At 63.2% G+C, this 25,160-nt stretch carries 22 protein-coding genes; 10 read left to right on the top strand and 12 right to left on the bottom strand.

The annotated features are described in order from the left end of the window. Positions 1–105 precede the first annotated feature (105 nt). The 5 genes from SC1_RS09380 (at position 106) to SC1_RS09360 (ending at position 5,660) form a co-directional block, all read left to right on the top strand. Positions 106–1,200: an acyl-CoA dehydrogenase family protein gene (locus tag SC1_RS09380; RefSeq protein WP_062180512.1), complete on the top strand. Its 1,095-nt coding sequence runs from the start codon at positions 106–108 to the stop codon at positions 1,198–1,200. Beyond that, a complete protein-coding gene (locus SC1_RS09375) occupies positions 1,197–2,402 on the top strand; it encodes an acyl-CoA dehydrogenase family protein (RefSeq protein WP_062180500.1) in 1,206 nt (401 codons plus the stop codon). Before SC1_RS09380 ends, SC1_RS09375 begins: the two co-directional genes overlap by 4 nt. Positions 2,403–2,413: 11 nt before the next feature. Beyond that, positions 2,414–3,196: an SDR family NAD(P)-dependent oxidoreductase gene (locus SC1_RS09370; protein ID WP_062180497.1), complete on the top strand. Its 783-nt coding sequence runs from the start codon at positions 2,414–2,416 to the stop codon at positions 3,194–3,196. A gap of 66 nt (positions 3,197–3,262) precedes the next feature. Then, positions 3,263–4,513, top strand: coding sequence for an acetyl-CoA C-acetyltransferase (locus SC1_RS09365; RefSeq protein WP_062180494.1), 1,251 nt, complete (start codon positions 3,263–3,265; stop codon positions 4,511–4,513). 16 nt (positions 4,514–4,529) lie between these two features. Then, positions 4,530–5,660 carry a CaiB/BaiF CoA-transferase family protein gene (locus SC1_RS09360; protein WP_062180492.1) on the top strand — a complete coding sequence of 377 codons (1,131 nt, stop codon included), beginning with the start codon at positions 4,530–4,532 and terminating at the stop codon, positions 5,658–5,660. Between the two features lie 3 nt (positions 5,661–5,663). On the opposite strand, the gene SC1_RS09355 is transcribed toward SC1_RS09360, so the two are convergent. Both SC1_RS09355 and SC1_RS09350 read right to left on the bottom strand, forming a co-directional pair. After that, on the bottom strand, positions 5,664–6,365 hold the full coding sequence (locus SC1_RS09355) for an acyl-CoA dehydrogenase family protein (RefSeq protein WP_062180488.1): 702 nt from the start codon (positions 6,363–6,365) through the stop codon (positions 5,664–5,666). Continuing rightward, entirely contained in the window at positions 6,362–7,501 is a 1,140-nt protein-coding gene (locus SC1_RS09350; protein ID WP_062180485.1) for an acyl-CoA dehydrogenase family protein, read from the bottom strand. Before SC1_RS09350 ends, SC1_RS09355 begins: the two co-directional genes overlap by 4 nt. Before the next feature lie 51 nt (positions 7,502–7,552). On the opposite strand from SC1_RS09350, the gene SC1_RS09345 reads away from it, so the two are divergent. Together SC1_RS09345 and SC1_RS09340 are read left to right on the top strand one after the other, a co-directional pair. After that, a complete protein-coding gene (locus SC1_RS09345) occupies positions 7,553–8,356 on the top strand; it encodes a crotonase/enoyl-CoA hydratase family protein (RefSeq protein ID WP_062180482.1) in 804 nt (267 codons plus the stop codon). A 2-nt stretch (positions 8,357–8,358) separates the two neighbouring features. Continuing rightward, positions 8,359–9,138 carry a tyrosine-protein phosphatase gene (locus SC1_RS09340; RefSeq protein WP_062183888.1) on the top strand — a complete coding sequence of 260 codons (780 nt, stop codon included), beginning with the start codon at positions 8,359–8,361 and terminating at the stop codon, positions 9,136–9,138. Positions 9,139–9,230: 92 nt separating this feature from the next. Here the strand turns inward: SC1_RS09340 and SC1_RS09335 are convergent, their stop codons facing one another. The 5 genes from SC1_RS09335 to SC1_RS09315 all read right to left on the bottom strand — a co-directional run bounded on the left by SC1_RS09335 (position 9,231) and on the right by SC1_RS09315 (position 14,323). Continuing rightward, positions 9,231–10,553 carry an amidohydrolase family protein gene (locus tag SC1_RS09335; RefSeq protein ID WP_274520237.1) on the bottom strand — a complete coding sequence of 441 codons (1,323 nt, stop codon included), beginning with the start codon at positions 10,551–10,553 and terminating at the stop codon, positions 9,231–9,233. Positions 10,554–10,638: 85 nt separating this feature from the next. After that, a complete protein-coding gene (locus tag SC1_RS09330) occupies positions 10,639–11,259 on the bottom strand; it encodes a phosphatase PAP2 family protein (protein WP_062180475.1) in 621 nt (206 codons plus the stop codon). Between the two features lie 131 nt (positions 11,260–11,390). Beyond that, entirely contained in the window at positions 11,391–12,788 is a 1,398-nt protein-coding gene (gene lpdA, locus SC1_RS09325) for a dihydrolipoyl dehydrogenase (protein WP_062180472.1), read from the bottom strand. A gap of 10 nt (positions 12,789–12,798) precedes the next feature. Next, on the bottom strand, positions 12,799–12,984 hold the full coding sequence (locus SC1_RS22400) for a hypothetical protein (RefSeq protein ID WP_062180469.1): 186 nt from the start codon (positions 12,982–12,984) through the stop codon (positions 12,799–12,801). 13 nt (positions 12,985–12,997) lie between these two features. Further along, the gene (locus tag SC1_RS09315) at positions 12,998–14,323 is read right to left on the bottom strand and encodes a pyruvate dehydrogenase complex dihydrolipoamide acetyltransferase (RefSeq protein ID WP_062180466.1); all 1,326 of its coding nucleotides are present in this window, start codon (positions 14,321–14,323) and stop codon (positions 12,998–13,000) included. Between the two features lie 160 nt (positions 14,324–14,483). Between SC1_RS09315 and SC1_RS09310 the strand changes: the two genes are divergently transcribed. Continuing rightward, positions 14,484–14,936, top strand: a complete 453-nt coding sequence (locus SC1_RS09310; RefSeq protein WP_062180463.1) for a universal stress protein — start codon at positions 14,484–14,486, stop codon at positions 14,934–14,936. On the opposite strand, the gene SC1_RS09305 is transcribed toward SC1_RS09310, so the two are convergent. Further along, entirely contained in the window at positions 14,933–15,322 is a 390-nt protein-coding gene (locus SC1_RS09305) for a hypothetical protein (protein ID WP_062180460.1), read from the bottom strand. The genes SC1_RS09310 and SC1_RS09305 overlap by 4 nt on opposite strands. Positions 15,323–15,439: 117 nt before the next feature. Here SC1_RS09305 and SC1_RS09300 point away from each other — a divergent pair, with 117 nt between their 5' ends. Beyond that, a complete protein-coding gene (locus SC1_RS09300) occupies positions 15,440–16,222 on the top strand; it encodes a helix-turn-helix domain-containing protein (RefSeq protein WP_062180457.1) in 783 nt (260 codons plus the stop codon). 11 nt (positions 16,223–16,233) lie between these two features. Here the strand turns inward: SC1_RS09300 and SC1_RS09295 are convergent, their stop codons facing one another. The 4 genes from SC1_RS09295 to phaR all read right to left on the bottom strand — a co-directional run bounded on the left by SC1_RS09295 (position 16,234) and on the right by phaR (position 21,636). Further along, complete coding sequence (locus SC1_RS09295; protein WP_062180455.1) at positions 16,234–18,564, bottom strand: ribonuclease R family protein; 2,331 nt, start codon at positions 18,562–18,564, stop codon at positions 16,234–16,236. A gap of 53 nt (positions 18,565–18,617) precedes the next feature. Continuing rightward, positions 18,618–19,355: a hypothetical protein gene (locus SC1_RS09290; protein ID WP_062183885.1), complete on the bottom strand. Its 738-nt coding sequence runs from the start codon at positions 19,353–19,355 to the stop codon at positions 18,618–18,620. A 169-nt stretch (positions 19,356–19,524) separates the two neighbouring features. Then, entirely contained in the window at positions 19,525–21,051 is a 1,527-nt protein-coding gene (locus tag SC1_RS09285; protein ID WP_062180451.1) for an aminoacyl--tRNA ligase-related protein, read from the bottom strand. 42 nt (positions 21,052–21,093) lie between these two features. Further along, positions 21,094–21,636 carry a polyhydroxyalkanoate synthesis repressor PhaR gene (phaR, locus tag SC1_RS09280; RefSeq protein WP_062180448.1) on the bottom strand — a complete coding sequence of 181 codons (543 nt, stop codon included), beginning with the start codon at positions 21,634–21,636 and terminating at the stop codon, positions 21,094–21,096. A 500-nt stretch (positions 21,637–22,136) separates the two neighbouring features. On the opposite strand from phaR, the gene SC1_RS09275 reads away from it, so the two are divergent. Then, positions 22,137–25,118, top strand: a complete 2,982-nt coding sequence (locus SC1_RS09275) for a TonB-dependent receptor domain-containing protein (protein ID WP_062180445.1) — start codon at positions 22,137–22,139, stop codon at positions 25,116–25,118. Positions 25,119–25,160: the final 42 nt, after the last annotated feature.

Below are 25,160 nucleotides of genomic sequence, written 5' to 3'. Positions count from 1 at the left end.
GCTCGTCAGTTGCGGCGTGAAAAGCGTAGCGTCAAAGTGCTTGACGTTTACGTCAACGTCCGGTTCATTGGCCGCAACGAGATAATGGGAAGGACGGGTGCAGGCATGACCATCCTCTACGACGAAGGCCAGCAGGCGATCGCGACCGAGTCGCGGCGCGTATTGGAGGCGCGGATCAACAAAGACGCACTGTTGCCACTCCTCGAAACCGTCGGCGAATATCATCGCCCCTTCTGGGACACTGCAAAGGAACAGGGCTGGACCGCGCTTGCACTTCCTGAAGCCGAGGGCGGCCTGGGCCTCGGGCTGATCGAATTGGGCCTGATCGCGCACCAGGCCGGGCGCAGCATCAGCGGCGCGCCGTTTCTGACTGCAGGTTTCGGCGTAGCCAAGGCGATCGAGCTTTTCGGGTCCGATGCGCAAAAGGCGCGCTGGCTACCCGGATTGGCGAGCGGCGAAACCATCGGCGCTATCGCCTTTGCGGCGGGTCCCGACGCCCTTCCCGCCCGTCCCGATGTGACCTTTACCGGCGACCGGCTCGACGGCACCGTACGCAGTGTTTCTGCGGGACTCGTCGCGGATATCGCCATCGTTTTTGCGAACGGGCCGGGTATGCCGGTGCTCGCGCTGGTCGAACTCGCCGGAGCAAAGCGCTCCGCCGTCCCCAGCTTCGACAATAGCCGCCTGATTGCCGATATCGGCTTTTCGGGCGTGCCAGCAGAAACGCTCGCCGTCGGCAGCGCCGCGCGCGACGCAGCGCTTCATATCCTGGCTTTACAAGCCGTCGTCACCGCGCACGAGCAGACCGGCGGCGCCGAGGCGCTCATGGAGATTGCACGCGATTATGCGCTGACACGCAAGGCATTCGGCCAGCCGATCGGCGCTTTCCAGTCGGTGAAGCATCGCATCGCCGAACTCTACGGCCTTGTCGAACTGGCCCGCGCGAACTGCATTCATGCCGCAGCCCGCGAAGGAGCCGCCGATTTCATCACCGCTGCCGCGGCCGTGCGCCTGTCGGCGACCGAGGCCTATGACACCGCAGCGCGCGATTGCATCCAGATCCATGGCGGCATCGGCGTTACGTGGGAAATCGGGCTGCATCTCCATATGCGCCGGGCGCGCAGCCTCGCCATCGAACAGGGTAGCAGCCTGTTCTGGGAGGACGTCCTCGTCGACCAGCTAGCGGGAGAAGGTGCATGAGCGATCTTGAAGCCTATCGCGCCAAGGCCGCGGCCTGGCTCCAGTCGATGGCGCCGACATTTGGCCGCGAGGCGCGCAAGGGCCTGTCCGAGGCCGACGATCTGGCCCTCGGCCGCCAGTATCAGAAAGCGAAGTTCGACGCGGGTTATGCCGGGATCAACTGGCCAACCGAATATGGCGGCCAAGGGCTCAGCCATCTTGAAAAGGTGACTTTCGACGCCGAGGAAATGAAGCACGGCTTCCCGAGTTTCTATTTCGGCATCTCGCTCGGCATGCCCGTACCCGTGCTGATGCAGTTCGGCAGCGACAAGGAGTTCGTGAAGGAGCGCGTCCTCAAGGCGTTGCAGGGCGAAGAAATCTGGTGCCAGCTTTTTTCCGAGCCGTCCGGCGGATCGGACCTCGCGGGCCTGCGCACCAAAGCCGAGCCTGACGGCAACGGGTGGAAGATTAACGGCCAGAAGGTGTGGACGAGCTGGGCGCATTATAGCGACTACGGCGTCATTGTTGTGCGTACCGACCCGACCGTCGCGAAGCACAAGGGCCTCACCTATTTCTGGGTCGACATGAAGGCGCCGGGCGTGACGGTTCGCCCGATCAAGCTTGCGGGCGGCGATAGCCATGTCAACGAAGTCTTCTTCGACGATGTGAAGATCACCGACGACCATCGTATGTCGCCGGTCGGTGGCGGCTTCGCGGTCGCCATCGCGACGCTGATGATCGAACGCTATGTCGCGACCGACAGCGCGGGATTCGGTCCGCATCTCGACCTGTTCGTCGAACTGGCTAAGGATGTTCAGTTCAATGGCCGCCCGGCGATCGAGGATGGCCGGATCCGGCAACAGATCGCGCGCAACTATGCGATGCGCTCGGGGCTCGATTCGATCAATGTGCGCGCGCGGCTGATGATGCAGGCGGGGATGATGCCGGGTCCCGAGGGCTCGCTCAACAAGCTGGTCGCGGTCCGCTCGCGCCAGAAACTGTCCGAACTCGCGCTCGATCTGCAAGGCAGCAACGCCTTCTTTTTCGACGAACATGCCTCGCAAAAGGAAGATTGGGCGGCGAGCTGGATCAACGCCCCGACGGGCCGCATCGCGGGTGGGTCGGACGAAACATTGCTCAATACGATCGCCGAGAAGGTGCTCGGCCTGCCGCAGGATCATCGCCCGGACAAGGGCATCCCCTTCAACCAGATTCCCGCCTGAGGAGCCTCGCCATGAAGATTGATTCCACCATCGCAGCGGTTGTCACCGGCGGCGCCTCGGGACTTGGCCGGGCCACCGCCGAAGCGCTGGCCGCGTCGGGCGTGAAGGTCGCGATCTTTGACATCAACGATGCGCTTGGCGAAGAGGTCGCGGCATCGATCGGCGGACTGTTCGTCCATGTCGATATCACCGACGAGCAATCGGTGCTCGATGGTTATGCCAAGGCACGCGCGGCGCATGGACAGGAGCGCGTCTGTGTCCATTGCGCGATGACCTCGCGCCGCGGCAAGACGCTTGCCTATGACAAGGAAACGGGCGGCTATCGCCGTACACCGACCGCCGACTACGCCTTTGGCGTCGAAGGCATATTGACCGCGAGTTATCGTGTCGCGTCGATCGCAGCTGAGGGCATGGCGGCGCTTCCCGAAATGGAAGATGGCGAACGCGGCGCAATTGTACTGACCGCCTCGGTCGCGGCGCAGGATGGCCAGATCGGTCAGGTCATCTATGGCTCGGCGAAAGCCGGCGTGAACGGCCTTGTCCTGCCGATGGCGCGCGACCTGATGGACCTTGGCATCCGCGTCAATTCGATCATGCCGGGCGTGTTCGGTACGCCGCTTCTCAATAATATGAACCCGAAGGTGAAGGAGAGCCTTGAGACCTCGGTCCCCTTCCCCAAGCGTCTCGGCAAGGCCGAGGAATATGCGAGCCTGGCGATGGAGATGGTTCGCAACACCTATTTCAACGGGCAGGCAGTGCGCCTCGATGGCGCGATAAGGATGGCCCCCCGCTAACCCCCCGCCAAATCTCTTTTCAATCGACCGACGACCCTCAAAGCTCTCCACGAAAGGATATCCACCATGGCCGAGGCCTATATCATCGACGCCGTTCGCACCCCTCGTGGGGTGGGCAAGCCCGGCAAGGGTGCGTTGTCGCACCTTCACCCGCAGCATCTCGCCGCAACGGTTCTCGCCGCGATCCGCGACCGGAACAATCTCGACACCGCTACCGTCGACGACATCGTCTGGTCGACGTCGAGCCAGAACGGCAAGCAGGGCGGCGACCTTGGCCGCATGGCAGCGCTGTCGGCAGGCTATGACACCAAGGCCAGCGGCACGACGCTCGACCGTTTCTGTGGTGGCGGGATCAGTTCGGTGAACTTTGCCGCCGCAAGCGTGATGAGCGGCATGGAAGATTGCGTGATCGCCGGTGGAACCGAGATGATGAGTTATACGACTGCCCACGCGGCCGAACAGGCGAACGCGGGCCTGCCGCCGCGCCTGATGGGATCGGGCCACGAGGCGCTCGACGAACTTCACCCGCAGTCGCATCAGGGCGTATGCGGCGATGCGATCGCGACGATCGAAGGCATCAGCCGGGAAGACCTCGATGCGCTCGCCCTCGTCAGCCAGCAGCGCGCCGACCGCGCAATCAAGGAAGGCCGCTTTGCTAAGTCGGTTGTGCCGGTACTCAATCCGGACGGCAGCGTGGCACTCGACCATGAAGAATTCCCGCGGCCCGAAACGACGGCGGAGGGGCTTGCCTCGCTGAAGCCCGCGTTCACCGGCCTTGCCGATTTCGACCTTGGCGGCGGCTTTACTTTCCGCAAGCAGATCAATCGCCGTTATCCCGATGTCGAAATCCAGCATTTCCATCACGCCGGCAATTCGTCGGGCGTTGTCGACGGCGCCGCAGCGCTGCTGCTGACGTCGAAGGATTATGCCGACAAGCATGGCCTGAAACCGCGCGCCCGCGTCGTCGCCTATGCCAATATCGGCGACGACCCGACGCTGATGCTCAACGCACCGGTTCCGGCGGCGAAGAAGGTGCTCGAAAAAGCCGGGCTGAAGAAGGAAGACATCGACGTCTGGGAGATCAACGAAGCGTTTTCGGTTGTCGCCGAGAAGTTCATCCGCGACCTCGACCTTGACCGCGAAAAGGTGAATATCAACGGCGGCGCGATGGCGCTGGGGCATCCGATCGGTGCGACCGGCTCGATCCTGATCGGCACCGCACTCGACGAACTCGAAAGGTCGGGCGGCCGCTATGGCCTCGTCACCATGTGCGCCGCCGGCGGCATGGCGCCCGCGATCATCATCGAACGTATCTGAGGAACAGGAGAGCATCATGACCGGTCCGCTGAAGGGCATCAGGATTATCGAATTTGCCGGCATCGGTCCCGGCCCCTTCTGCGGCATGATGCTCGCCGACCATGGCGCCGAGGTGATCCGTATCGATCGCCCCGGCGGCTTCATGGACCCGCGCGATCCGCTGAGCCGCAACCGCACCTCGATCGTGCTCGACATGAAGAACCCAGAAGCGGTTGAGGTTGCGCGCGATCTTTGCAAAAGCGCCGACGGGATCATCGAAGGCTATCGGCCGGGCGTGATGGAGCGGCTGGGCCTTGGCCCCGAGGTATTGCTCGCGGACAATCCGAAGCTCGTTTACGGCCGCATGACCGGTTGGGGGCAGTTCGGTCCCTATGCGCAGGCGGCGGGCCACGACATCAATTATATCTCTCTGTCGGGCGTGCTCCACGGCATCGGGCGTGCGGGTGAAAAGCCCGTTCCGCCCGCCAATTATGTCGGTGATTTCGGCGGCGGGGGGATGATGTTGGCGTTCGGCATGTCGAGCGCGCTCGTCCACGCAGCGCGCACCGGCGAAGGACAGGTAATCGATTGCGCGATGACCGATGGCTCGGCGCTGCTCGCTGGCATGAGCTGGTGGTTCCATGCCGCCGGGCGGCTGCAAGACCAGGCGGGCGTCAACATGCTCGACGGCGGCGCGCATTTCTATGACAGCTATGCCTGCGCCGACGGCAAGTTCATCTCGATCGGATCGATCGAACCGCAATTTTATGCGCTTCTGCGTGAGAAGACCGGCCTCACCGATGACCCCGATTTCGATGCACAGATGGATCCCGCGCAATGGGGTCCGCTGAAGCACAAGTTGACCGCGCTGTTCGCCACGAAGACGCGCGATGAATGGTGTGCGATCATGGAAATGACCGACGTCTGCTTTGCCCCGATCCTGTCGCTTGGCGAAGCACCTCAGCATCCGCACAATGTCGAGCGCGAGACGTTCCTAACGGTCGGGGGTGCAGTCCAGCCTGCGCCCGCGCCGCGCTATTCGGCCACGGTCAACGATACCCCGCGTCCTGCACCGACGGTAGGTGCCGATGGCGAAGCGGTGTTGGCAGGTCTTGGCTATGAAGCCGCAACGATAGCGGCGCTGCGCGAGGGCGGCGCGGTTCGCTGACGCTCAGGCGCCGCGCGCAGTCATCGCTTCCCAGAGGCCGCGCCCGCCGAGGCCGCTAACCTGGCGGCCGAGGCGCTGCGCCCAATAGGCGTCGTTGCCGTGGGCGCTACGCCAGCGCATGAGCGGGATCGTCACGCGGTGGAGGTCATATTCCTCTGTAAAGCCGATCGCGCCATGAACTTGATGTGCGACGGCCGTGACGACGCCGACTGCGCGATTGGCGCGTAGTTTGGCTGCCGCAATCTCAAGGTCGGCGGCGGCGACGTCGAGTTGTACCGCGTCCAGCCGCGCAGCGAGCGCCGCCACCGCGGCCTCGACCGCGCGCACCTCGCACGCCATCACGGCGAGCGACTGTTGCACCGCCTGGAATTTGCCGAGCGCGCGGCCGAATTGCTGACGGGTGTTCACATGCTCGATCGAGAGCGCGAGAGCCTGCCCCATCGCGCCGGCCATCAAGCTAACCGTCGCCGCGGGTTGGAGCGCTTCACCCGCAACCAGCTCGGCGACCGGAAGATCGGGCGCCAGCACGCCGGCGATCTGCAGCACTGCATTTGCATCGCCCCAATCGCCGCCAAAACCGCCCTGCTCTTCCGGTATCAGCAACAGCCCGAAACCCGCTTCCTCGATCGGCGCGATGCCTGCGGTCACCGCTTCGCCAAATACCGCACGCGCGGTATCGCAGAGCATGTCGCGCCCTGCGCTCATCTGAGGCCCAATCCGCGTGCGATGATTCCGCGGATCACCTCACGCGTTCCGCCGCGCAGCGAGAAGCTGGGCGAGGCAATGAGCAACGCACGAAGCAGTTTGGCGAGATCATCTTCATCATCCCATCCGCAGTCGACGATCGCCTGGACACGGCGCGGCATATCCTGTTCGAAGGCATTGCCCAGTTCCTTGACCACCGACGCCTCGACCATCGGATCCTCGCCCGCCGCAAGCTTGGCCGCGGTCGACATGGAGAGTTGACGCAGCGTCCACATCTCGGCGGTCAATTCGCCGATCAACCCGGCAATCGCTGGCGCTGGGGCGGGGCCAGCTGAATCGATCAATGCAACAAACAGCGCGTGGCTCGACAGATAGCGTTCGGGGCCCGAACGTTCGAGCCCGAGTTCGGCGGTGACTTGTTTCCATCCCTGTCCGGGCTCACCGACAAGGGCGCCGTGCGGGACGAGCACATCGTCGAAGAAGACTTCATTGAAGTCGTGATGGCCGGCCATGTCGATGATCGGGCGGATCGTGATTCCCGGCGTGTCGAGGTCGATCAGCAGTTGGCTCAACCCCGCGTTACGCTCGCTGCCTTCTTCTGTGCGAACGAGCGCAAGCATGATGTGCGAGAAATGCGCGCCGGTGGTCCATATCTTCTGACCGTTGATGCGCCAGCCTTCCGCCGTTTCGCGTGCCGATGTGCGCACGGCCGCAAGGTCGGACCCGGCCCCCGGCTCGGACAGTCCGATACAGGCGTAAAGCTCACCCTTGGCGATGCCTGGCAGGTGACGCTGGCGCTGCTCCTCGCTGCCGTAACGCAGGATAAGCGGTCCGGTCTGCCGGTCCGCGATCCAGTGCGCGCCGACGGGCGCCCCCGCCGCGAGCAATTCCTCGATCACCACATAGCGTTCGAGCGGATGACGGTCGCCGCCGCCATAGCGCCCCGGCAATGTCATCCCGATATAGCCAGCGGCGCCGAGCAGGCGGCTGAAGTCAGGGTCGAAACTCGCCCAGCAATTCGCCCGCGCGACCACGTCGTCCTGCGGCTGATTTGCCGCAAGCCATCTCCGTAAATCGGCGCGCAGTGCGACAATGTCGCCGGGCGGATCAAAAGGATAGAGCGCAAAGCCTTGCATGTCGCACCAGCCATGCAATAGCTTTGGTTAGGCAGCAAAGGATAATTGAAGATGGGCGAATTTTTGAGTGTCGAGCGGCGGGGCAAGATCGCGATCCTGACGATGATCAAACCCGAAAGCATGAACGCGATCGGCACGCATGAGGATTGCCAGGACATCATCGACACGCTCCGCACCCTTGGCGATGACCGGGGCGTCAGTGCGATCATCCTGACCGGCAGCGGTAAGGCATTCAGCGCCGGCGGGAACCTGAAAGGCATGCAGGACCGGACCGGCATCGGCGTACTGGACCAGCCCGATTCCACCCGCGCCAATTACCGCAAGGGTGTGCAGGCGGTTATCCGCGCGCTGATGGATTGCGAGGTGCCGATGATCGCCGCGGTCAACGGCCATGCGATCGGGCTCGGCGCCGATCTCGCCTGCACCTGCGACATTCGCATCGCCGCCGAAAGCGCGAAATTCGCGTGCAGTTTTATCAAGGTCGGGATCGTCCCCGGCGACGGCGGGGCATGGCTCCTGCAAAAGATACTCGGATATCCGCGTGCCGCCGAACTGTTCCTGACCGGCGACCGCTTTGACGCGCAGCAGGCAAAGGAATATGGTCTGGTCACGGACGTCGTGCCCGATGCGGAACTGCTCGACCGTGCAATCGCCATTGCCGAGCGGATCGTCTGCAACCCGCCCCGCGCGCTGCGCCTGACGAAACGTCTGCTCCGCGAGGCGCAGCACAGCCGGATGAGCGATATTTTGGAACTGAGCGCAGCCTATCAGGCGATCGTCCACGAAACCGCGGATAACCGCGAGGCGATCAATGCCTTCGTCGAAAAGCGTCCCCCGGTGTTTACAGGAGAATGATGATGATTGCCGAACGCGTCCTGCCGCTGTCCGGCGTCCATAATTTCCGCGACTATGGCGGCTATTCCGTCGAAGGTGGCGGACGGCTGCGCGACGGGACGCTGTGGCGTTCGGCGCACCATGAGGCGGCGACCGACGACGATCTTGATGCGCTCGACGCGTTGGGGCTGGAGACGGTGATCGACCTGCGCGGCGACGATGAGCGCGAATTGCATCCGTGCCGGCGGTCGGAGACTTTTTCGGCGCGTGTGCTATTCGCGGGCGGGATCACGGCGGGCCTCGCGCCGCATCTGCAGGCGGCGGGCGGGACGATCGATGTCGAGACGGCGCGCGAACGTATGATCGATACATATGCCGGCATGCCCTATCGTCCCGCGCTTGTCGCGACGCTGCGGCTCTATCTGTCCGCACTCGCCGAATATGATGCGCCCAGCCTTGTTCACTGCGTCGCGGGCAAGGACCGCACCGGATTTGCCGTCGCGATCGTTCACCGACTGCTCGGGGTCCATGACGACGATCTGATGCAGGATTATCTTCTCACCAACACGGCAGGCAAGATCGAGGAACGCATTGCACAGGGCGCGGCGCATATCCGTTCGCGCTACGGCGCCGAAATCCATGACGACGCGATCCGCGCGTTGATGTCGGTCAACCCCGCCTATCTTGAAGCCGCACTCGCGACAGTCCGGCGCGATCATGGCGATATCCCGACCTATGCCGAGGCCGTTCTGAATTTCACCCCTAACATGCGCGACGCATTGGTCGACCGGTTGGTGGTCTGAACAATCCGTCGTCCCTGCGAAGGCGGGGTCCGTTGTCGGCATCGCGCTAGGTTGCCAGCGGTTCCCGCCTTCGCGGGGGGCGGGGCCGATACTTATTCCCCCCTGACGAGTACCCCGCCTTTCACTACCGCGTCGACGCTTTCGAGCTGACGCACATCGGTGAGCGGATCGCCGTCGACCGCGACGATATCGGCATAACGACCGACTGCGATTGCGCCGACATCCTTTTCGCGGCCGAGTGCCTCGGCGGCATTCTTGGTCGCGGCCTGGATCGCCTGCAGCGGAGTCATTCCATATTCCACCATGACGCGGAACTGTTTGCCGACGTCGCCGTGCGGCATCACGCCCGCGTCCGAACCGAAGACCATGCGCACGCCAGCCTTTACGGCCTTGCGGAAATTGTCGCGCTGGATCTGGGCAACTTCGCGGTCCTTGCGAAGATTATCCTCCAGCACGCCGTTCTTTGCGCCTTCGGCCTGCGTATATTCGGTGTTGTAGATGTCCATCGAGAACCACACCGGCTGCTTGCGTGCAACAGCCATGCGAATGCCCTCGTCATCGACGAGGCTGACATGCTCGATCGTATCGATCCCGGCAGCAATAGCAGCCCGGATGCCCGATGCGCCGTGCGCATGCGCGGCAACGCGGAGACCCCATTGATGCGCTTCGTCGGCGATCGCGGCGAGTTCCCTTTCGGATACCTGGAGCTGCCCCGGTTCGGTGTTCCGCGAAAAGACGCCGCCGGTCGCGCAGACCTTGATCACTTCCGCACCATATTTGCGCTGGCGGCGCACCTGATAGCGCAGTTCCTCGGGCGTATCGCCGATCCCCTCTTCCTTGCCGTCCTTCTTTTCGAGGCTGGGCGGAAGGAAAGTGCTGTCGCAATGGCCTCCGGTGGCGCCGAGCGCATAGCCCGCAGGCACGATACGCGGACCCGTCGCATAGCCGGCATCGATCGCCTGCTTTAGGCCGATGTCGTTGCGGTCGCTCGAACCGACGTTACGCACCGTTGTGAACCCTGCGCCGAGCATGTCATTGGCGTTCTTGACCGCGGTCATGCCCCAGAAGCTGTCGGTAAATTCGAGCCCGCGATAACCGCCGATGTCGGCGGGACCGTCGAGGTGAACGTGCATGTCGATCAGGCCAGGCAGCAATGTCTTGTCGCCTAGGTCGACATGTTTGACATTCGCACCCCAACGAACCGTGCGCGCATCGGCGATGTTCGTGATGCGGCCATCGGCGCCGACGAAGATCGCGGGATATTCAACCGTCTTGCCGCTCAGCACATCGATGTAGCGAGCGGCGGTGATGACGGTTTGTCCGGCGCCGTCCTGTGCCTTTGCGGGGGTGATCGAGGCGATGAAAAGCGCCGTCGACCCCAAAGCGATTCCCCGCAGAAAACTGCCGAACTTCATTCGCGATTGCATGTTGTACCTGCCTGTTGTTGGTGCCCACGAACTGGATGGCAAAACAGGACTTAATAGGACAGCAGAAAATGCGTCAGGCTGAATTCTGCTGCCTTGCCACCCACCACGCACCGAGCAGCGCGAAGGCGGTGCCGAGCATCGTGCCGCCAACGATGTCGCTCGCCCAATGGACGCCGAGCATGATCCGCGAGAAGCCGTTGAGGATGATCATCGCCGCGGCGAGCGTCCACGCATAGGGGCGCCAGCGCGGCGGTGCGAGCCAGGCGAGGAGGAGGTAGACGACAGCGGCGCTTGTCGCATGGCCGCTGGGGTAGGAGTAGCTCGTCTGATGGTCGAGGTGATCGATCAGATCCGGGCGAGCGCGGCCGAAGCCGAGTTTGAGCAGGCTCGACGCAAGGTTCGACAGCAGCGAGGCTCCACCGAGTGCGACAGCGCAGCGTGGGCCGCACCAGTGCCAGACAAGCCCGCAGAGCAGGATCACGATGACCCAGCGCGGTGTGCCGCCGCCGATCCAACTCGCGCCTTGCATGAAGGCGATGAAGGCAGGGCTGCTTTCGTCAACGCGGATCGCGAGGCTATGCGAGATTTGCCAATCGGCGGCCTCGGTCCAGCCCGCTCCGACCGCGAAGCCGAGAAGGACGAGGGCGAGGAGGAGCGCCGCCGCTATGGCTGGAAAGCTTGAACGTCGAAGCAAGAAAATCCTCCCTGTGGCACAATCATGGGGAGGTGGCGGTCCCGCAGGGGCCGACGGAGGGGCCCCTCCACCACTCGCCAGCGGCGAGCGGTCCCCCTCCCCATCGCTTCGCGACGGGGAGGATCAGATCGTCAAATATGCAGCGGCCGTCCGAACGCCGCCAGCACGCCCTCATGCATGGTTTCGCTGAGCGTCGGATGGGGGAAAACGGTGCCGATGAAATCATCCTCGACCAGTTCGGCGGTCTTGCCGATCGTATAGCCCTGAATGAGTTCGGTGACTTCGGCGCCGATCATGTGCGCTCCCAGCAGTTCACCGGTCTTCGCATCGAACACGGTCTTGGTGAAACCTTCGGCCTCGCCCAGAGCAATTGCCTTGCCGTTGCCGATGAAGGGGAAGGTGCCGGACTTGACCTCGTAACCGAGTTCCTTGGCCTTTGCTTCGGTCAGTCCGACGCTGGCGATCTGCGGGCGGCAATAGGTGCAGCCGGGGATGTTGCGCGGGTCCATCGCGTGCGGGTGGTTGCCCGCGATCGCTTCGACCGAAATCACCGATTCATGCATCGCCTTATGCGCGAGCCATGGCGGCGCGGTGACGTCGCCGATCGCCCAGATGCCGGGGATGTTGGTGCGGCACATCGCGTCGGTGTCGATATGGCCCTTGGTCGTCTTCACGCCGAGCGTTTCAAGGCCGATATTCTCGGTGTTCGGGACGATGCCGATCGCGACGATTGCGTGGCTGAATTCGGCGCTTTCGGTCTTGCCGTCCTTCGTCTTGATCTTCGCGGTGACGCCGGTTGCGGTGGCCTTCAGTTCCTCGACGCCCGCGCCGGTGAAGATCGTCATGCCCTGTTTCTTGAGCGCCTTTTCGAGGAAGGCCGACACATCGGCATCCTCGACGGGGACGAGGCGGTCGAGCATTTCGACGACGGTCACATCGACGCCCATGTCGCTGTAGAAGCTCGCAAATTCGATGCCGATCGCACCCGATCCGATGACGAGCAGTTTCTTCGGCATTTCGGGCGGGACGAGCGCGTGACGGTAGGTCCAGATGCGCTTGCCGTCTGCGGGAGCGAACGGCAGGTCGCGCGCGCGGGCGCCCGTCGCGACGATGATATTCTTGGCGGAGAGGGTCTCTGTCCCCTTCTCGCCCTTCACCTCCAGCTTGCCCGGCGCGGTCAACTTGCCTTCGCCCATATGGACGGTGATCTTGTGCTTCTTCATCAGGAAGGCGACGCCTTGGCTGAGCTGCTTCGCAACGCCGCGGCTGCGCTTCACGACGGCATCGATATCGGCGCTGATCTGCGCCGCGACGAGGCCATAGTCGCCCGCATGCTGCATATAATGATAGATTTCGGCCGAGCGGAGCAAAGCCTTGGTCGGGATGCAGCCCCAGTTGAGGCAAATGCCGCCAAGATTTTCGCGCTCTACGATTGCGGTTTTCAGCCCAAGCTGCGCCGCGCGGATCGCCGCGACATAGCCGCCGGGGCCTGAGCCGAGGACGATGAGGTCGTAGTTGGTATCGGCCACAATATTCTCCTTATCCGCCGGGCTTTGTACGTTGCCTCATGATCAGCTCGCGTAACGCGAGAACGACCATGACCACATAGGCGGCGATCCAAATCCAATGCGAAGCGGTGGGCCAGACTAAGCTGGCCGCAGCCGCGACGAACGCCGTGGCGAGCAGCCCGATCAACAAATGAACAATTTGCCGAACGAAGCGCATCACCCTGGTCCGATCAGGCGACCAGCCCCAGCGGGTTCTCCACCAGTTCCTTGAAGGTCTTCATCAGCAGCGCGCCGTCGGCGCCGTCGATCGCGCGGTGGTCGAAGCTGCCGGTGGCCGACATGACGGTGGCCATCGCAAGCGCGTCATCGACGATGTAGGGGCGTTTCTCGCCCGCGCCGATCGCCATGATCATCGCTTGCGGCGGGTTGATCACTGCGGTGAACTGCTTGATCCCCATCATGCCCATGTTCGAAATCGAGGCAGTTCCGCCCTGATATTCATTGGGCTGAAGCTTGCCTTCCTTCGCCTTTGCCGCGAGCTCGGACATTTCGGTCGAGATTTTCGACATCGACTTGCCACCCGCGTCGACGATGATCGGGGTGATCAGGCCGCCCGGGATGCTCACCGCGACCGAGATGTCGGCACGGCTGTACTTGCGCATCACGTCGCCGCCGAACGAGACATTGCACGCCGGCACGCGTTCGAGCGCGACCGCGAGCGCCTTGATCAGCATGTCGTTGACGCTGAGCTTGACGCCGCGGCTTTCGAGGCTGGCGTTGAGTTCGCCGCGCAGCTTGAGCAGCGCGTCGAGGCGGATGTCGACGGTCAGGTAGATGTGCGGCGATTGCTGCATCGATTCCGTCAGGCGACGCGCGATCGTCTTGCGCATGCCCGACAGCTTTTCGTCCTCGTGCGGGATGCCGAAATCAGGGATCGTGCCGGCGGTAGCCGGTGCCGGGGCTGCTGCAGGAGCGGCGGCGGCCGGAGTAGCCGCACTCGGCGCCGCTGCGGGCGCCGCGGGCGCGCCGGTTGATGCGCCGTCAAGGTCATCCTTGACGATGCGGCCACCGGGGCCCGTGCCCGTGACGGTCGAAAGGTCGATTCCGCGCTCGGCGGCCAGACGCTTGGCTAGCGGGCTGGCCTTGATGCGATCACCCGATGCGGCGGGAGCGGCGGCGGCCACTGCGGGCGCCGGGGTGGGTGCAGGTGCAGGTGCAGGAGCGGCGGGTGCTGCGGCGGGCGCTTCAGCTTTGGATTCTGCGGCAGGGGCCGGAGCCGCCGCCGGAGCAGCCTTGACGCTGCCCGCATCTTCGTCTTCGCCCGCGATCACGGCGATGACGGTGCCGACCTTCACATTGTCGGTGCCTTCGGCGACCAGGATTTGCGCAATCGTGCCTTCGTCGACCGCCTCGAACTCCATTGTTGCCTTGTCGGTCTCGATCTCGGCGAGCAGGTCGCCCGATTTGACCGTGTCGCCTTCCTTGACCAGCCATTTGGCAAGGGTGCCCTCCTCCATCGTCGGCGAGAGAGCGGGCATTTTGAGTTCGATTGGCATATTCAGGCTTGTCCCTGTCAGTCTTGCAGGCACAGGCCTGCCGCTACGGATTCTTCTTCGCCATAAGCCTTGCTTCGATCAAGGTCCAGCGGGCCAGCTTGCGTTTCATACGAATGTGACGCACTCTTTACCCCAAGCAAAAACACGAGGGGTCGGGGTGATGCGGACTTATTTGGTGGTGATCGACGACAGTCCGGAAGCGTCGCTGGCGCTGCGCTTTGCTGCGCGGCGCGCGGCGCGGACGGGCGGCGGCGTCATCGTGCTGGCGATCATTCCGCCGCAGGATTTCGTCGCATTCGGCGGGGTCCAGGCGACGATCGAGGCCGAGGCGCGGGAGCATGCCGAGGAGCTTGTCGCGGCGGCTTCCGACGCGGTGGTTCAGGAAGGCGTGACGCCGCAGGCCATGGTCAAATTGGGCAAACCCGCCGAGGTCGTGTGCGAGGTGATCCGTGCCAATGACGAGATTGCCGCGCTGGTGCTCGCAACCGCGGCGAGCGGAGCACCGGGGCCGCTCGTGACCTTCTTCACCGGACAGGATGCAGGATCGCTGCCCTGTCCGGTGATGCTGGTGCCGGGCGGGATCGATATCGCCCGGCTCGATGCGCTGAGTTAGACGACGAGCGAACGCGGCACGCCCGCGTCTTTCCATTCGAGGATCGCAAAGCCGAGCACGCCCAGGGCCTGCGCGGCGACAACAGCAATGCCGAGGCCGGACATCTGCGCCGCGAAGGTCGCGAGAACTGCGAAGCTTGCCGCTACCCAGCCAAGATTGCCGAGCGCGATGAGCTTGACCAGCGCCGCGTTCGGCACCGACTGCCGCGCCGCGACGATCATCAGCAGCGCTGCGGCAAGGCAGATCCAGCCGCCGATCGCGACGACATTCGAGGGCAAGCCGAGCAGCGCGCCCACCGGCCCAGCGGCGAAGAGGCCAATGGCAAAAACGCCTCCGCAGGTGATGGCGTCGGCGATGAGGATATTCTTGAGGTTGAGGATCGACATTCGGGTTCTCCTTTCGACCCCGTCCAATTGGACGCCTGATTGAATGACGTCGATTACTCCGGAGGTAATGGAAAAGAGGAAGGCGAAGGTATAGCTCTCTGGACGAAGGAGACGAGCATGCAAGTCGCAACGCTCGGCGAACAATTGCGCGAATGGCGCACGCGCCGCCGGATGAGCCAGATGGACCTCGCGCTCGATACCGAGATTTCGACGAGGCACCTGAGCTTCATCGAGACAGGTCGGTCGAAACCGAGCGCGCAAATGTTGCAACGGATCGCCGACTGTCTCGAAGTGCCGCATCGGGCGCGCAATGCGCTGCTGCTTGCGGCGGGCTATGCGCCGGATTACCAGGAACGCGCGCTCGACAGCGACGAAATGGCGGGGATGCGCGCGATCGTCGAGCATGTACTGAAAGGGCACGAACCCTATCCCGCGCTCGCGGTCGACCGGCACTGGAATATGATCGCGGCGAACAGCGCCGTCGAGATCCTCGCTGGCCTAGCGGCGCCGCATCTGTTCGAACCGCCCGTCAACGTGCTCCGCATCGCGCTGCATCCCGAGGGGCTGGCGCCGCATATCGTCAATCGCGGCGAGTGGCGCGCGCATCTGCTCGAACGGCTCGATCATCAGGTCGATGCGAGCGGCGATGCCGGGCTGATCGCGCTGCGTATGGAACTGGCGGCCTACCCCATCGCGGAAGACTCGCACCATCGCAGCGCAGCGAACGGCATTGCGGTACCGCTAATCCTGAACACGCCAATGGGGCAGATCCGCTTCGTCTCGACGATGACGATTTTCGGTACGCCGGTCGATATCACGCTATCGGAGCTCGCGATCGAGGCGTTTTTCCCGGCGGATGCGGAGAGTGCGGCGCTGTTGCAGACGCTGTCCGAGCGATAACGCCAAATGGGTTAGCGCCGCTTGCCCTTATGCTTGATGTTCGCGGGGCGGCCGCGCTTGCCGACCATATGCTTGCCCGCCTTGTCTTTCCCAGGCCCCTTCCCTGGGCCCTTCGCCTTTATCCCGTCGCGCCGTGGCGGACGGTTCCGGAAACCGCCTTCGGGCGCATCGGGCAGTTCGAAGCGCAGTGCGCCGCTGACCGGATTGGCGTCCATCAGGCGCAGTTCGATACGCTGCCCCGTCGTGTAACTGACGCGGCCATGTTCGCTGTCGAGGCTCCGCGCCGCTTCGTCATAGAAAAAACGTTCGCTGCCGAGCGTGGAAACCGGAACCAGACCGTCACCACCGAGCCCGTCGACGGTCGCGAAGAAGCCGAAGGGTTGTACGCCGGTGATCCGCGCGACGACGATCTCGCCCGTCTTGGTCGCAAGATAGGCGGCGACATAGCGGTCAACAGTCTCGCGCTCGGCCTCCATCGCACGGCGCTCGAGCGCGCTGATCGCTTCGCCGATACGTGACAGCCCCTTGGCGTCGGCTTCGCCAAGCCCGGTGCGTGCGGGCAGGTCCTTGGGCTTGCCCGGCACTTCGAGTTTATAGCTGTCGACCAGCGCGCGGTGGACGATGAGGTCGGCGTAGCGGCGGATCGGCGAGGTGAAATGCGCGTATGAGCCAAGCGCGAGACCGAAATGGCCCGCGTTGGCGGGGCCGTAATAGGCCTGCGTCTGGCTGCGCAGTATCGCCTGCATGATCTCTGGCAACCGGTCGTCTTCGGAAAAGCCGTCGATGAGGCGGTTGAACACTGCCGGGGTGATCACCTGCCCAAGCGAGAAGCTTCGCTCAAAGGTTTCGAGATAGTCCTTGAGCCCAACAAGCTTCTCGCGGCTTGGTGGTTCGTGAATGCGATACATCACGGGCGATTTCTTGGCCTCGAGCGCCTTTGCGGCGGCGACGTTCGCCGCGATCATATAATCCTCGATCAGCCGCATCGAATCGAGCCGGTCGCGGACGCGGATTTCGGCAATGCTTCCCTGTTCGTCGAGGATCACCTGACGTTCGGGCAGGTCGAGATCGAGTGGATCGCGCGCGGCGCGCGCCTTGGCGAGGAGCGCCCAGCAGGCCCACAGATTCTTTAGCGTCGGGAGCACGTCCGCATCCCAGTCTTCGCGCGGCGTATCGGCGTCATAAGCCGCCTGCGCATGTTCATAGGCGATGTTCCCGCGCAACCGCACCAGAGCGCGGGCGAAGCGCCATGACGTCACTTTCCCATGCTTGTCGATGATGAGATGGCACGCCATCGCCGCACGATCCTCGCCGGCCTTGAGCGAGCATACGCCCGCCGACAAAGTCTCCGGAAGCATCGGGACGACCCTGTCGGGGAAATAGACGCTGTTGCCGCGGCGCCGCGCCTCGCGGTCGAGATCGCCGTCGGGGCGAACATAATAGCTGACGTCGGCGATCGCGACGATCGCGCGGAAACCGTCCTTGTTGCCCGGTTGGTCGTCGGGGATCGCCCAGACCGCATCGTCATGATCGCGCGCGTCGATCGGGTCGATCGCGACGATCGGCAAGTCGCGCAAATCCTCGCGTCCGTCGGGCGTGAGCGGCAGCTTTGCCGCCTTTTCAGCCTCCGCGATGGTTTCGGATCCGAAAACATGCGGAATTTCATGCCGCGCGATTGCGATCATGCTCAAAGATCTGGGCGCAAAGGGATCGCCGATGCGGTCGATGACCTTCGCCTTGATCGCGGCGCCGCGCCCAGTGAGTTCGGCTCGGACAAGGTCGCCTATATCGGCATCGCCCTTGTCGGCGACCGCAAAGTCATAGCGCGCGCGCTTGTCGGCGGGTCGCAGCCAGACCATCGGCTTACCGCCGGGGCCGACGTCCTCGACGAGCACGCCGATCACCATTTCGGCGCTGGCCTGAAGACGCTTCATCGGGTGCGCGACATGCCCGCTGCCGCGTTCCTCGGTGCGCGCGAGGATACGGTCGCCGACGCCAAGCGCGCCCTTGCGGCCTTGCTCCATTACGCGCAGGCGCGGCGCGGGGCCGGTGCCTTCCCAGCGATCGGGCACCGCCCATAGATTGCTGCCCTCAATCGCAACGATACGAAGGACGGTCACGCGCGGCAGGCCGCCATGCTTGTGAAAGGCGCGTCCGGGAGCCAGGTCGACCAGCCCCTCATCGGTCATGTCCTTGAGCAGCGCCTTCAGCGCGATCTTGTCATTGCCCTGGAGCGCGAAATGTTTCGCGATCTCGCGCTTCCCCACCGCGTCCTTGCTCTCTTCGATAAAGCGGAGGATTTGCTCGGGCGTCGGCAGACCATGTTGTTTTTTTCGGACCATCGCCCGCTGATAGGGGGTGGCGAGCGACCCGTCACCCCCTCACGATACGTCGATCAATAGGGCGAAATGTTGATCACCTGCCCAGATGCCGTCGCGGTGCAGGTCGACCGATAATGTCCTGTCGCGATGGTGAAGACATAATTGCCCGATCCATCGCCACGCTGGCTGACCGCGACGCTGCTGCCTCCGGGGGCATTTTGATACTGGTCGCCGCGTGCCTCGCACGCCGCCTTTGCCGCATCGGGCCCGCCGCGCGCATAGGGGCGATTGGCCGCGCGACGGTTCGATGCCTCGGTCTCGCCCGCCATGAATCCGTCGTGATAGGCCTCGCTGTCGTTGCGGTCATATTGACCGCCATAGAGGCCGTCGTTGTATCCGCGGCCATATTCGCTGTCGTGATCGCCGCCGGGGTCGTTGCCGTGCTTCTTCTTGTGGCTGGCGAGCGCGGCGATCAGACCGATGGCTGCGACGCCCGCGATCGCGGCGCCGGCACCCGAACCGCCGCCATCGCTATGTCCGCAATCGCTCGCGTCGGTCTTGTCGACGCTGGCATAGCGGCCATTTGAAACGACGATGCGCGCGCAGGTCCTTGTTCCGCTGTTCCACCAATATTGCCCGCCGCCCTTGGTGCTTTGCATCGAATAGCCGCGGCTCTGCATCTGTGTTTCTGCGCCGGCTGCGCGGGCGCCGACGAGGTCGGAGACGTCCGAGGGCGGCTTGGCAAATGCGGGCGCGGCGGGGCCGAGCAGCAACGCACAAATTGCGGCCGAGCCAATAATTTTCCGTTTCATCACGATCACTCCCCTGCTGAATCGAAGGCGATATGCGACCTGCCGCGGCGAGACAGCCGGCGAGCGAGCCCGATGAACGAGCTTCTGCGCCGCCAGCGTATCAGAAATACGACTGGCGGCGAATGACTTTCAGGGTTGATGCAGCGCTAACCGGACCGGAAGCGTTGTCTCAATAGGTCCGCCCGATGAGCACGCGTTCGACCGCGGGCTCGCCGGTGAAGAAACAGGCGCCATCGGCGGGGGCGGCATCGAGCGGCGTGTTGCGCATAGTGAGCTTGAGCGATTTCAGCTTCTCGACAATCCCATCGAGGACGGCGCCGGTCGGGCGCGACCATTGCACCTCGACCCAACCGGTGAACTTGTCCTCACCTGCATAATGCGCAGCAAGGTCGGTGACGTCGCGGCGGATATTAGCGTGAAGACGCTCCCTCGCCTCGGCATAGAGATTGTCCTGAATCTCGCCGAGCGTCGCGACGGCGGCAGCGACGAAATCGCCGCGCGGCACGAAGGCGCTGTTGAGCTTGCCGTCGTCCTTGTACAGCCGATCCCGGCGGATCACCGCGACATTGCCGCCGGCAACGTCGCGCGGACCGATTTCGAGGATGATCGGCGCGCCCTTCTTGACCCAGCCCCAGCGCTTGGTCTGCGCCTTGTTGGCATTGGTGTCGAGCAGCACGCGCACGGGTTCGCGGAAGGCGTCGAGCGCCTTCAATTCCTTTTCGAGCGACGCGCAATAGTCCAGGATCGCCTGATCCTCGTCATTGTCGCGCAGCATCGGGACGATGACGATCTGGTGCGGCGCGATGCGCGGCGGGCAGCGGAGACCATCGTCGTCACCATGCGTCATAATGACGGCGCCGATCGTGCGGGTCGAGAACCCCCAACTGACCGTATGACAGAGGCTGTGGCCGCCTTCCTTGTCCTGAAAGCGGATATTCGCAGCCTCGGCGAAACCGGTGCCGAGATAGTGCGACGTGCCGGCCTGCAGCGCCTTGCCATCCTGCATCATCGCCTCGATCGAATAGGTCGCGGCGGCGCCCGGGAAACGCTCATTCTCGGGCTTCTCACCCGCGATCACGGGCAGCGCGAGCGCCTCTTCGGCGACGCGGCGATAGAGTTCGAGGGCGCGCATCGTTTCGGCGACCGCGTCTTCCTTGCTGTCGTGTGCGCTATGGCCTTCCTGCCACAGGAATTCGGCGGTGCGCAGGAACATGCGCGTACGCATTTCCCAGCGCACGACATTGGCCCACTGGTTGACGCGCAGCGGCAGGTCACGCCACGACTGGACCCAGCGGCTCATCGCGGCGCCGATCACGGTTTCCGACGTGGGACGGACGATCAACGGCTCTTCCAGCTTCGCCTCGGGATCGGGGATCAGCTTGCCCTTGCCGTCCTGGATCAGCCGGTGGTGCGTTACGACCGCCATTTCCTTTGCGAAACCATCGACATGGTCGGCTTCCTTCTCAAAGAAGCTCAAGGGAATGAAGAGCGGGAAATAGCAGTTCTGGACGCCCATGTCCTTGATGCCAGCGTCCATGATGGTCTGGATGCGTTCCCAGATGCCATAACCCCACGGCTTGATCACCATGCAACCGCGAACGCCCGATTCCTCGGCGAGGTCGGCTTCGGCAATGACATCCTGATACCAGGCCGCGAAGTCGGCCTGCCGGGTTACGCTGAGCGCATGCTTGATCATGATAATCCGATTTCTGTCGTTGAGGCTGGGCGAGCGCCCGGCCTAGTTCTTCTTTGCGAGCTCGGCCTTGAGTTCGGCCACTTCGGCCCGGAGGGCGGCGATCTCCGCATCCTTGGCCTTTCCACCGCTTGCGCCTGGGATGAAGGCCCCCGCCGCCTGCTGGAACATTTCCATATTGCGACGCGTGAGTTCGGCAAGCGGGTTCGACCCCAGCGCCCCTTCGAATGCGGAGCGGACATCTTGCTGGTTCTTGCGGAATGCGGTCATCGAAGCTTCGAGATATTGCGGCACCATCGACTGCATCTTGTCGCCGTACATGCCGATCAGATGGCGGAGGAAATTGACCGGCAACAGGGTTTCGCCGCGCGTTTCCTCGTCCATGATGATCTGCGTCAGGACATTATGGGTAATGTCGTCGCCGCTCTTGGCATCGACGACGCGGAATTCGCGACCATCCCGAACCATGGTCCCAAGATCCTCGAGCGTGATGTAGCAGCTACGCTCGGTATCGTAGAGGCGCCGGTTGGCGTATTTCTTGATCGTGACGACGCCATCTTCCGTCGCCCCCGCCTTGGACTTCGCCATCTTGACCTGCGCTCCTTGTGTTCCCAGGCGGTGCGATCGCGCCGCCGGGTATCAAACCCTGCATTAGCATCAAATAATGATGCGTCGCAACATGCGCGGATTCGCGGCTCCACAGGGCGGGACCGACGCGATTCGCAAGCCCTGCGCGGCAGGCAGGGCAAGGAAGAACGTTCACATAAGCTGGTTCGACAGGCCACGGGCTTTGCGACCTCCCAAGAGGCGTGAACGCAATATAGTTGCAGAGGAAATCAAAACTATAGCATATTTTACGGCTTAGAGGGCCGCCTAAGGTCGTTCGTTTCACGGGTCAGCACTTTGATTTCAAGTCGACATCGCCTCTTCGGGGCCAATCTGTTGCGAAAAAGCCACAGCGACACATCTGAGTCTGCCGAGTGTCAGAAAAACTTCATCAAAAGCTTGTGCCCCCGAAAATTTCGGTCTTGATTGGTGTCAATCCGTTCAAGTCTCATTTTTTGAACGGACAACCGGGGAATTAAATCATGAAGAAGACTAGCCTGCTAGTGCGGGGCTCTGCCCTGACTCTTGCCTTGTTTATTGCCGCGCCTGCCATGGCGCAAAGCGAAACGGCCCAAACCGAAAAGACTGCCGAAAATGCCAATGACGGCGCGATCGTTGTCACCGGCTCGCGCATCCGTCGTGACGAATTCTCGGTCGCTGAGCCGATCACGGTCGTCACTGCCGAGGAAATCACGCAGGCGGGTTTCAACAGTGCGGCCGATGCGCTGCAGAGCAATGCGGTCACGCAGGGTTCGGGCCAGATCAACAACTTCTACGGCGGTTTCGTGACCGACGGTGGTACCGGCGCCAACACGCTGGGCCTGCGCAACCTCGGCCCGAGCCGTACGCTGGTCCTGCTTAACGGCCGCCGCCTGGCACCGGGCGGCACGCGCGGTTCGGTTCTCGCAGCCGACCTTAACGTCCTTCCGACCGCAATCGTCAGCAGCATCGAAGTGCTGAAGGCGGGTGCTTCGTCGATTTACGGTTCGGACGCCGTCGCCGGCGTTGTGAACATCATTACCGACAACAAGCTGCGCGGCCTGGTCCTCGACGCGCAGGTGAACGTGCCCGAAGTCGGCGCGGGCGTTGACAAGCGCGTCGCCGCCTCGTTCGGTTTCGAAACCGACCGCCTCAACATCATCGGCTCGGTCGAATATCGCAAGCGCGACCAGCTCTCGCTGAATGACGTGCCGTGGCTCAAGTGCCCGATCGGCGGCTTCCTGGACGGCGAAGGGTCGGAGTTCGGATCGGGCGACGCTTTCCCGGTCGGCGATCCGCGGAACTGCTTCACGCTCGACAATGGCGGCGTGACGATCAACACGCTCGGCGTTTCCGCACGCCAGGCAATTGGCCGTACGAGCGGTACCGTCGGCACCTTCAACCGCTTCGTCCCCTCGCCGGGCACGGGCGGCCCGCTCCCGGGCTATCTCGGTGTCGGCACCTATGATCGCGACACGTTCGACCCTGCATCGCAGGAAGAGCCGCTGATCACGAGCGCCGAAATCTACACCGGCTATCTTTCGGGTACCTATAACACCGACATCCTTGGCAATGCCGAAGTCTATGGCGAAGTGCTCGTTACCCGCCGCAAGTCGTCGTCGCCGCTGTATCGCCAGTTGTCGCTGGACTATGTCCGCGGAAGCGAACTGCTGCCCGTCGAGTTCCGTCAGGGAACGCGTCTCCTGGCACCGAACGAAACCTCGGGCGGCCGCGACGTCATGGCCCGTGCCTTCATCGGCTTTGGCCTGACCGACTCGCGTCAGCAAGTCGACTATGCTCGCGTGTCGGGCGGCATTCGCGGCGACTTCTTCCTGCCCAGTTGGCGCTATGACGCCTATGTCGGCAAGTCGTGGAACGATGGCCGTTACGAAATCGAATCCTTCCTGATCGATCGTCTGGCCCAGTCGCTCGACGCCGTCAGCAACGGCAACGGCACCTTCCGCTGCGCCAGCTCGGCAACGAACCCGAACTGTATCGCTGCTCCGGCTCTCTCGGCGGATGTCATCGGCGGCCGCCTGCCGCAGAACTTCAAGGACTGGATCCTTGTCAACACGATCGGCAACACCAAGTTCCGCGAAACGACCTTCGCGTTCAACGTCGACGGTCCGCTGTTCGCGATGCCCGGCGGCGATGTCCAGCTCGCGCTGGGCGCCGAATATCGCAAGCAGAGCATCAACGACCAGCCCGATCCGAACTCGATCAACGGCAACCTGCTTGGCCTGACCGCCGGCACGCCGACGGTCGGCAAGGACAGCGTCAAGGAAATCTACGGCGAAGTCTTCGTGCCGATCCTTGCCGACACGCCCGGTTTCTATCGCCTCAACCTGACCGCTTCGGGGCGGTATACCGACTATAAGTCCTATGGTTCGGACACGACCTTCAAGGTCGCGGCCGAGTGGGAACCGATCCGCGGGTTCGGTCTCCGCGCCAGCTATGGCACGTCGTATCGCGCCCCGGCTCTCGCCGAACAGTTCCTCGGCGCGACGAGCGGCTTCCTTGGCAGCACGCTCGATCCCTGCGATGATCTGCCGCCCCCGGCCAGCCAGTCGCCGAACGAGCAGATCATCTCGGCGAACTGCCTTGCCATCGGCCTGCCCGCCGGGTTCCAGCAGACCAGCGGTATCACCACCTTCCGTGTCGGCGGTGCCGATGCCGGTCTCGAGGCAGAAACCTCGAAGAACTGGTCGGTCGGCGTTGTTATCCGTCCGGTCCTGCCTGAATCGGTTGGTCAGCTTTCCTTGTCGCTGGATTATTTCAACATCAAGGTCAGCAACGGCGTCGCGGACCTCGATGCCACGACGATCCTGAATCGCTGCTATGGCGACCCCAACTTCAATGCGAGCGAGGGTTTCTGCCGCTTTGTCGAACGCGATGCGAACAACGCGCTGACCGTTACGAGCAGCTTCGTCAACCTTTCGGAAGACATCCGCAAGGGCTTCGAGTTCAACGGTCGTTACTCGCGTGACCTGTTCGGCGGCCGCTTCACGCTGAATGCCAACATCACGAAATATACCGAACAGTCGAGCCGCCTCTTCCCCGAAGAGTTCCTGACCGACATGAATGGTACGGTCGTGAACCCCGACTGGGTTGGCACCTTTGACGCAACGTACCGTTTCAACAACGTGACGCTGCGCTACGGTCTCGACTGGATCGATGGCGATCGTGATCGGACGTACAAGTTCTTCGCTTATGACGAACTGACGGGCGTTTCGGATCCTGACCTGGTTCAGGCCTATCGCGATAGCTACTATCTCGAAGCCCCGAACTACTTCCTGCACTCGGCTTCGGTCCAGTTCAACATTGCCGAGAAGTATGAAATCACGGCTGGTGTTCAGAACCTGTTCGACAAGAAGCCGCCGCGTATTTCGGCGATCGGTTACACGACCATCGGTAACGCGCCGCTCTATTCGGGCTACGACTATCGTGGCCGTACGTTCTTCGTGAACGCCTCGGCCAAGTTCTAATCCTTCGGATTGGACAAGAATTTGGGCCCCGAACGCAAGTTC

It is taken from the genome of Sphingopyxis sp. C-1 (assembly GCF_001047015.1).
In the GTDB taxonomy this organism is placed as follows: Bacteria; Pseudomonadota; Alphaproteobacteria; order Sphingomonadales; family Sphingomonadaceae; genus Sphingopyxis.
Note: the sequence above shows the minus strand (reverse complement) of the source record. Positions and strands in the feature narration are given on the sequence as shown.

What these genes read in the sequence shown, in the direction of transcription:
- SC1_RS09345 (WP_062180482.1), top strand. Translation starts at nt 7,553, where the DNA reads ATGGGCGAATTTTTGAGTGTCGAGCGGCGGGGCAAGATCGCGATCCTG.
- SC1_RS09315 (WP_062180466.1), bottom strand. Translation starts at nt 14,323, where the DNA reads ATGCCAATCGAACTCAAAATGCCCGCTCTCTCGCCGACGATGGAGGAG.
- SC1_RS09310 (WP_062180463.1), top strand. Translation starts at nt 14,484, where the DNA reads ATGCGGACTTATTTGGTGGTGATCGACGACAGTCCGGAAGCGTCGCTG.
- SC1_RS09365 (WP_062180494.1), top strand. Translation starts at nt 3,263, where the DNA reads ATGGCCGAGGCCTATATCATCGACGCCGTTCGCACCCCTCGTGGGGTG.
- SC1_RS09375 (WP_062180500.1), top strand. Translation starts at nt 1,197, where the DNA reads ATGAGCGATCTTGAAGCCTATCGCGCCAAGGCCGCGGCCTGGCTCCAG.
- SC1_RS09370 (WP_062180497.1), top strand. Translation starts at nt 2,414, where the DNA reads ATGAAGATTGATTCCACCATCGCAGCGGTTGTCACCGGCGGCGCCTCG.
- SC1_RS09355 (WP_062180488.1), bottom strand. Translation starts at nt 6,365, where the DNA reads ATGAGCGCAGGGCGCGACATGCTCTGCGATACCGCGCGTGCGGTATTT.
- SC1_RS09285 (WP_062180451.1), bottom strand. Translation starts at nt 21,051, where the DNA reads ATGATCAAGCATGCGCTCAGCGTAACCCGGCAGGCCGACTTCGCGGCC.
- phaR (WP_062180448.1), bottom strand. Translation starts at nt 21,636, where the DNA reads ATGGCGAAGTCCAAGGCGGGGGCGACGGAAGATGGCGTCGTCACGATC.
- SC1_RS09340 (WP_062183888.1), top strand. Translation starts at nt 8,359, where the DNA reads ATGATTGCCGAACGCGTCCTGCCGCTGTCCGGCGTCCATAATTTCCGC.
- SC1_RS09350 (WP_062180485.1), bottom strand. Translation starts at nt 7,501, where the DNA reads ATGCAAGGCTTTGCGCTCTATCCTTTTGATCCGCCCGGCGACATTGTC.
- SC1_RS09290 (WP_062183885.1), bottom strand. Translation starts at nt 19,355, where the DNA reads ATGAAACGGAAAATTATTGGCTCGGCCGCAATTTGTGCGTTGCTGCTC.
- SC1_RS09295 (WP_062180455.1), bottom strand. Translation starts at nt 18,564, where the DNA reads ATGGTCCGAAAAAAACAACATGGTCTGCCGACGCCCGAGCAAATCCTC.
- SC1_RS09360 (WP_062180492.1), top strand. Translation starts at nt 4,530, where the DNA reads ATGACCGGTCCGCTGAAGGGCATCAGGATTATCGAATTTGCCGGCATC.
- SC1_RS22400 (WP_062180469.1), bottom strand. Translation starts at nt 12,984, where the DNA reads ATGCGCTTCGTTCGGCAAATTGTTCATTTGTTGATCGGGCTGCTCGCC.
- SC1_RS09380 (WP_062180512.1), top strand. Translation starts at nt 106, where the DNA reads ATGACCATCCTCTACGACGAAGGCCAGCAGGCGATCGCGACCGAGTCG.
- SC1_RS09300 (WP_062180457.1), top strand. Translation starts at nt 15,440, where the DNA reads ATGCAAGTCGCAACGCTCGGCGAACAATTGCGCGAATGGCGCACGCGC.
- SC1_RS09335 (WP_274520237.1), bottom strand. Translation starts at nt 10,553, where the DNA reads ATGAAGTTCGGCAGTTTTCTGCGGGGAATCGCTTTGGGGTCGACGGCG.
- SC1_RS09275 (WP_062180445.1), top strand. Translation starts at nt 22,137, where the DNA reads ATGAAGAAGACTAGCCTGCTAGTGCGGGGCTCTGCCCTGACTCTTGCC.
- SC1_RS09305 (WP_062180460.1), bottom strand. Translation starts at nt 15,322, where the DNA reads ATGTCGATCCTCAACCTCAAGAATATCCTCATCGCCGACGCCATCACC.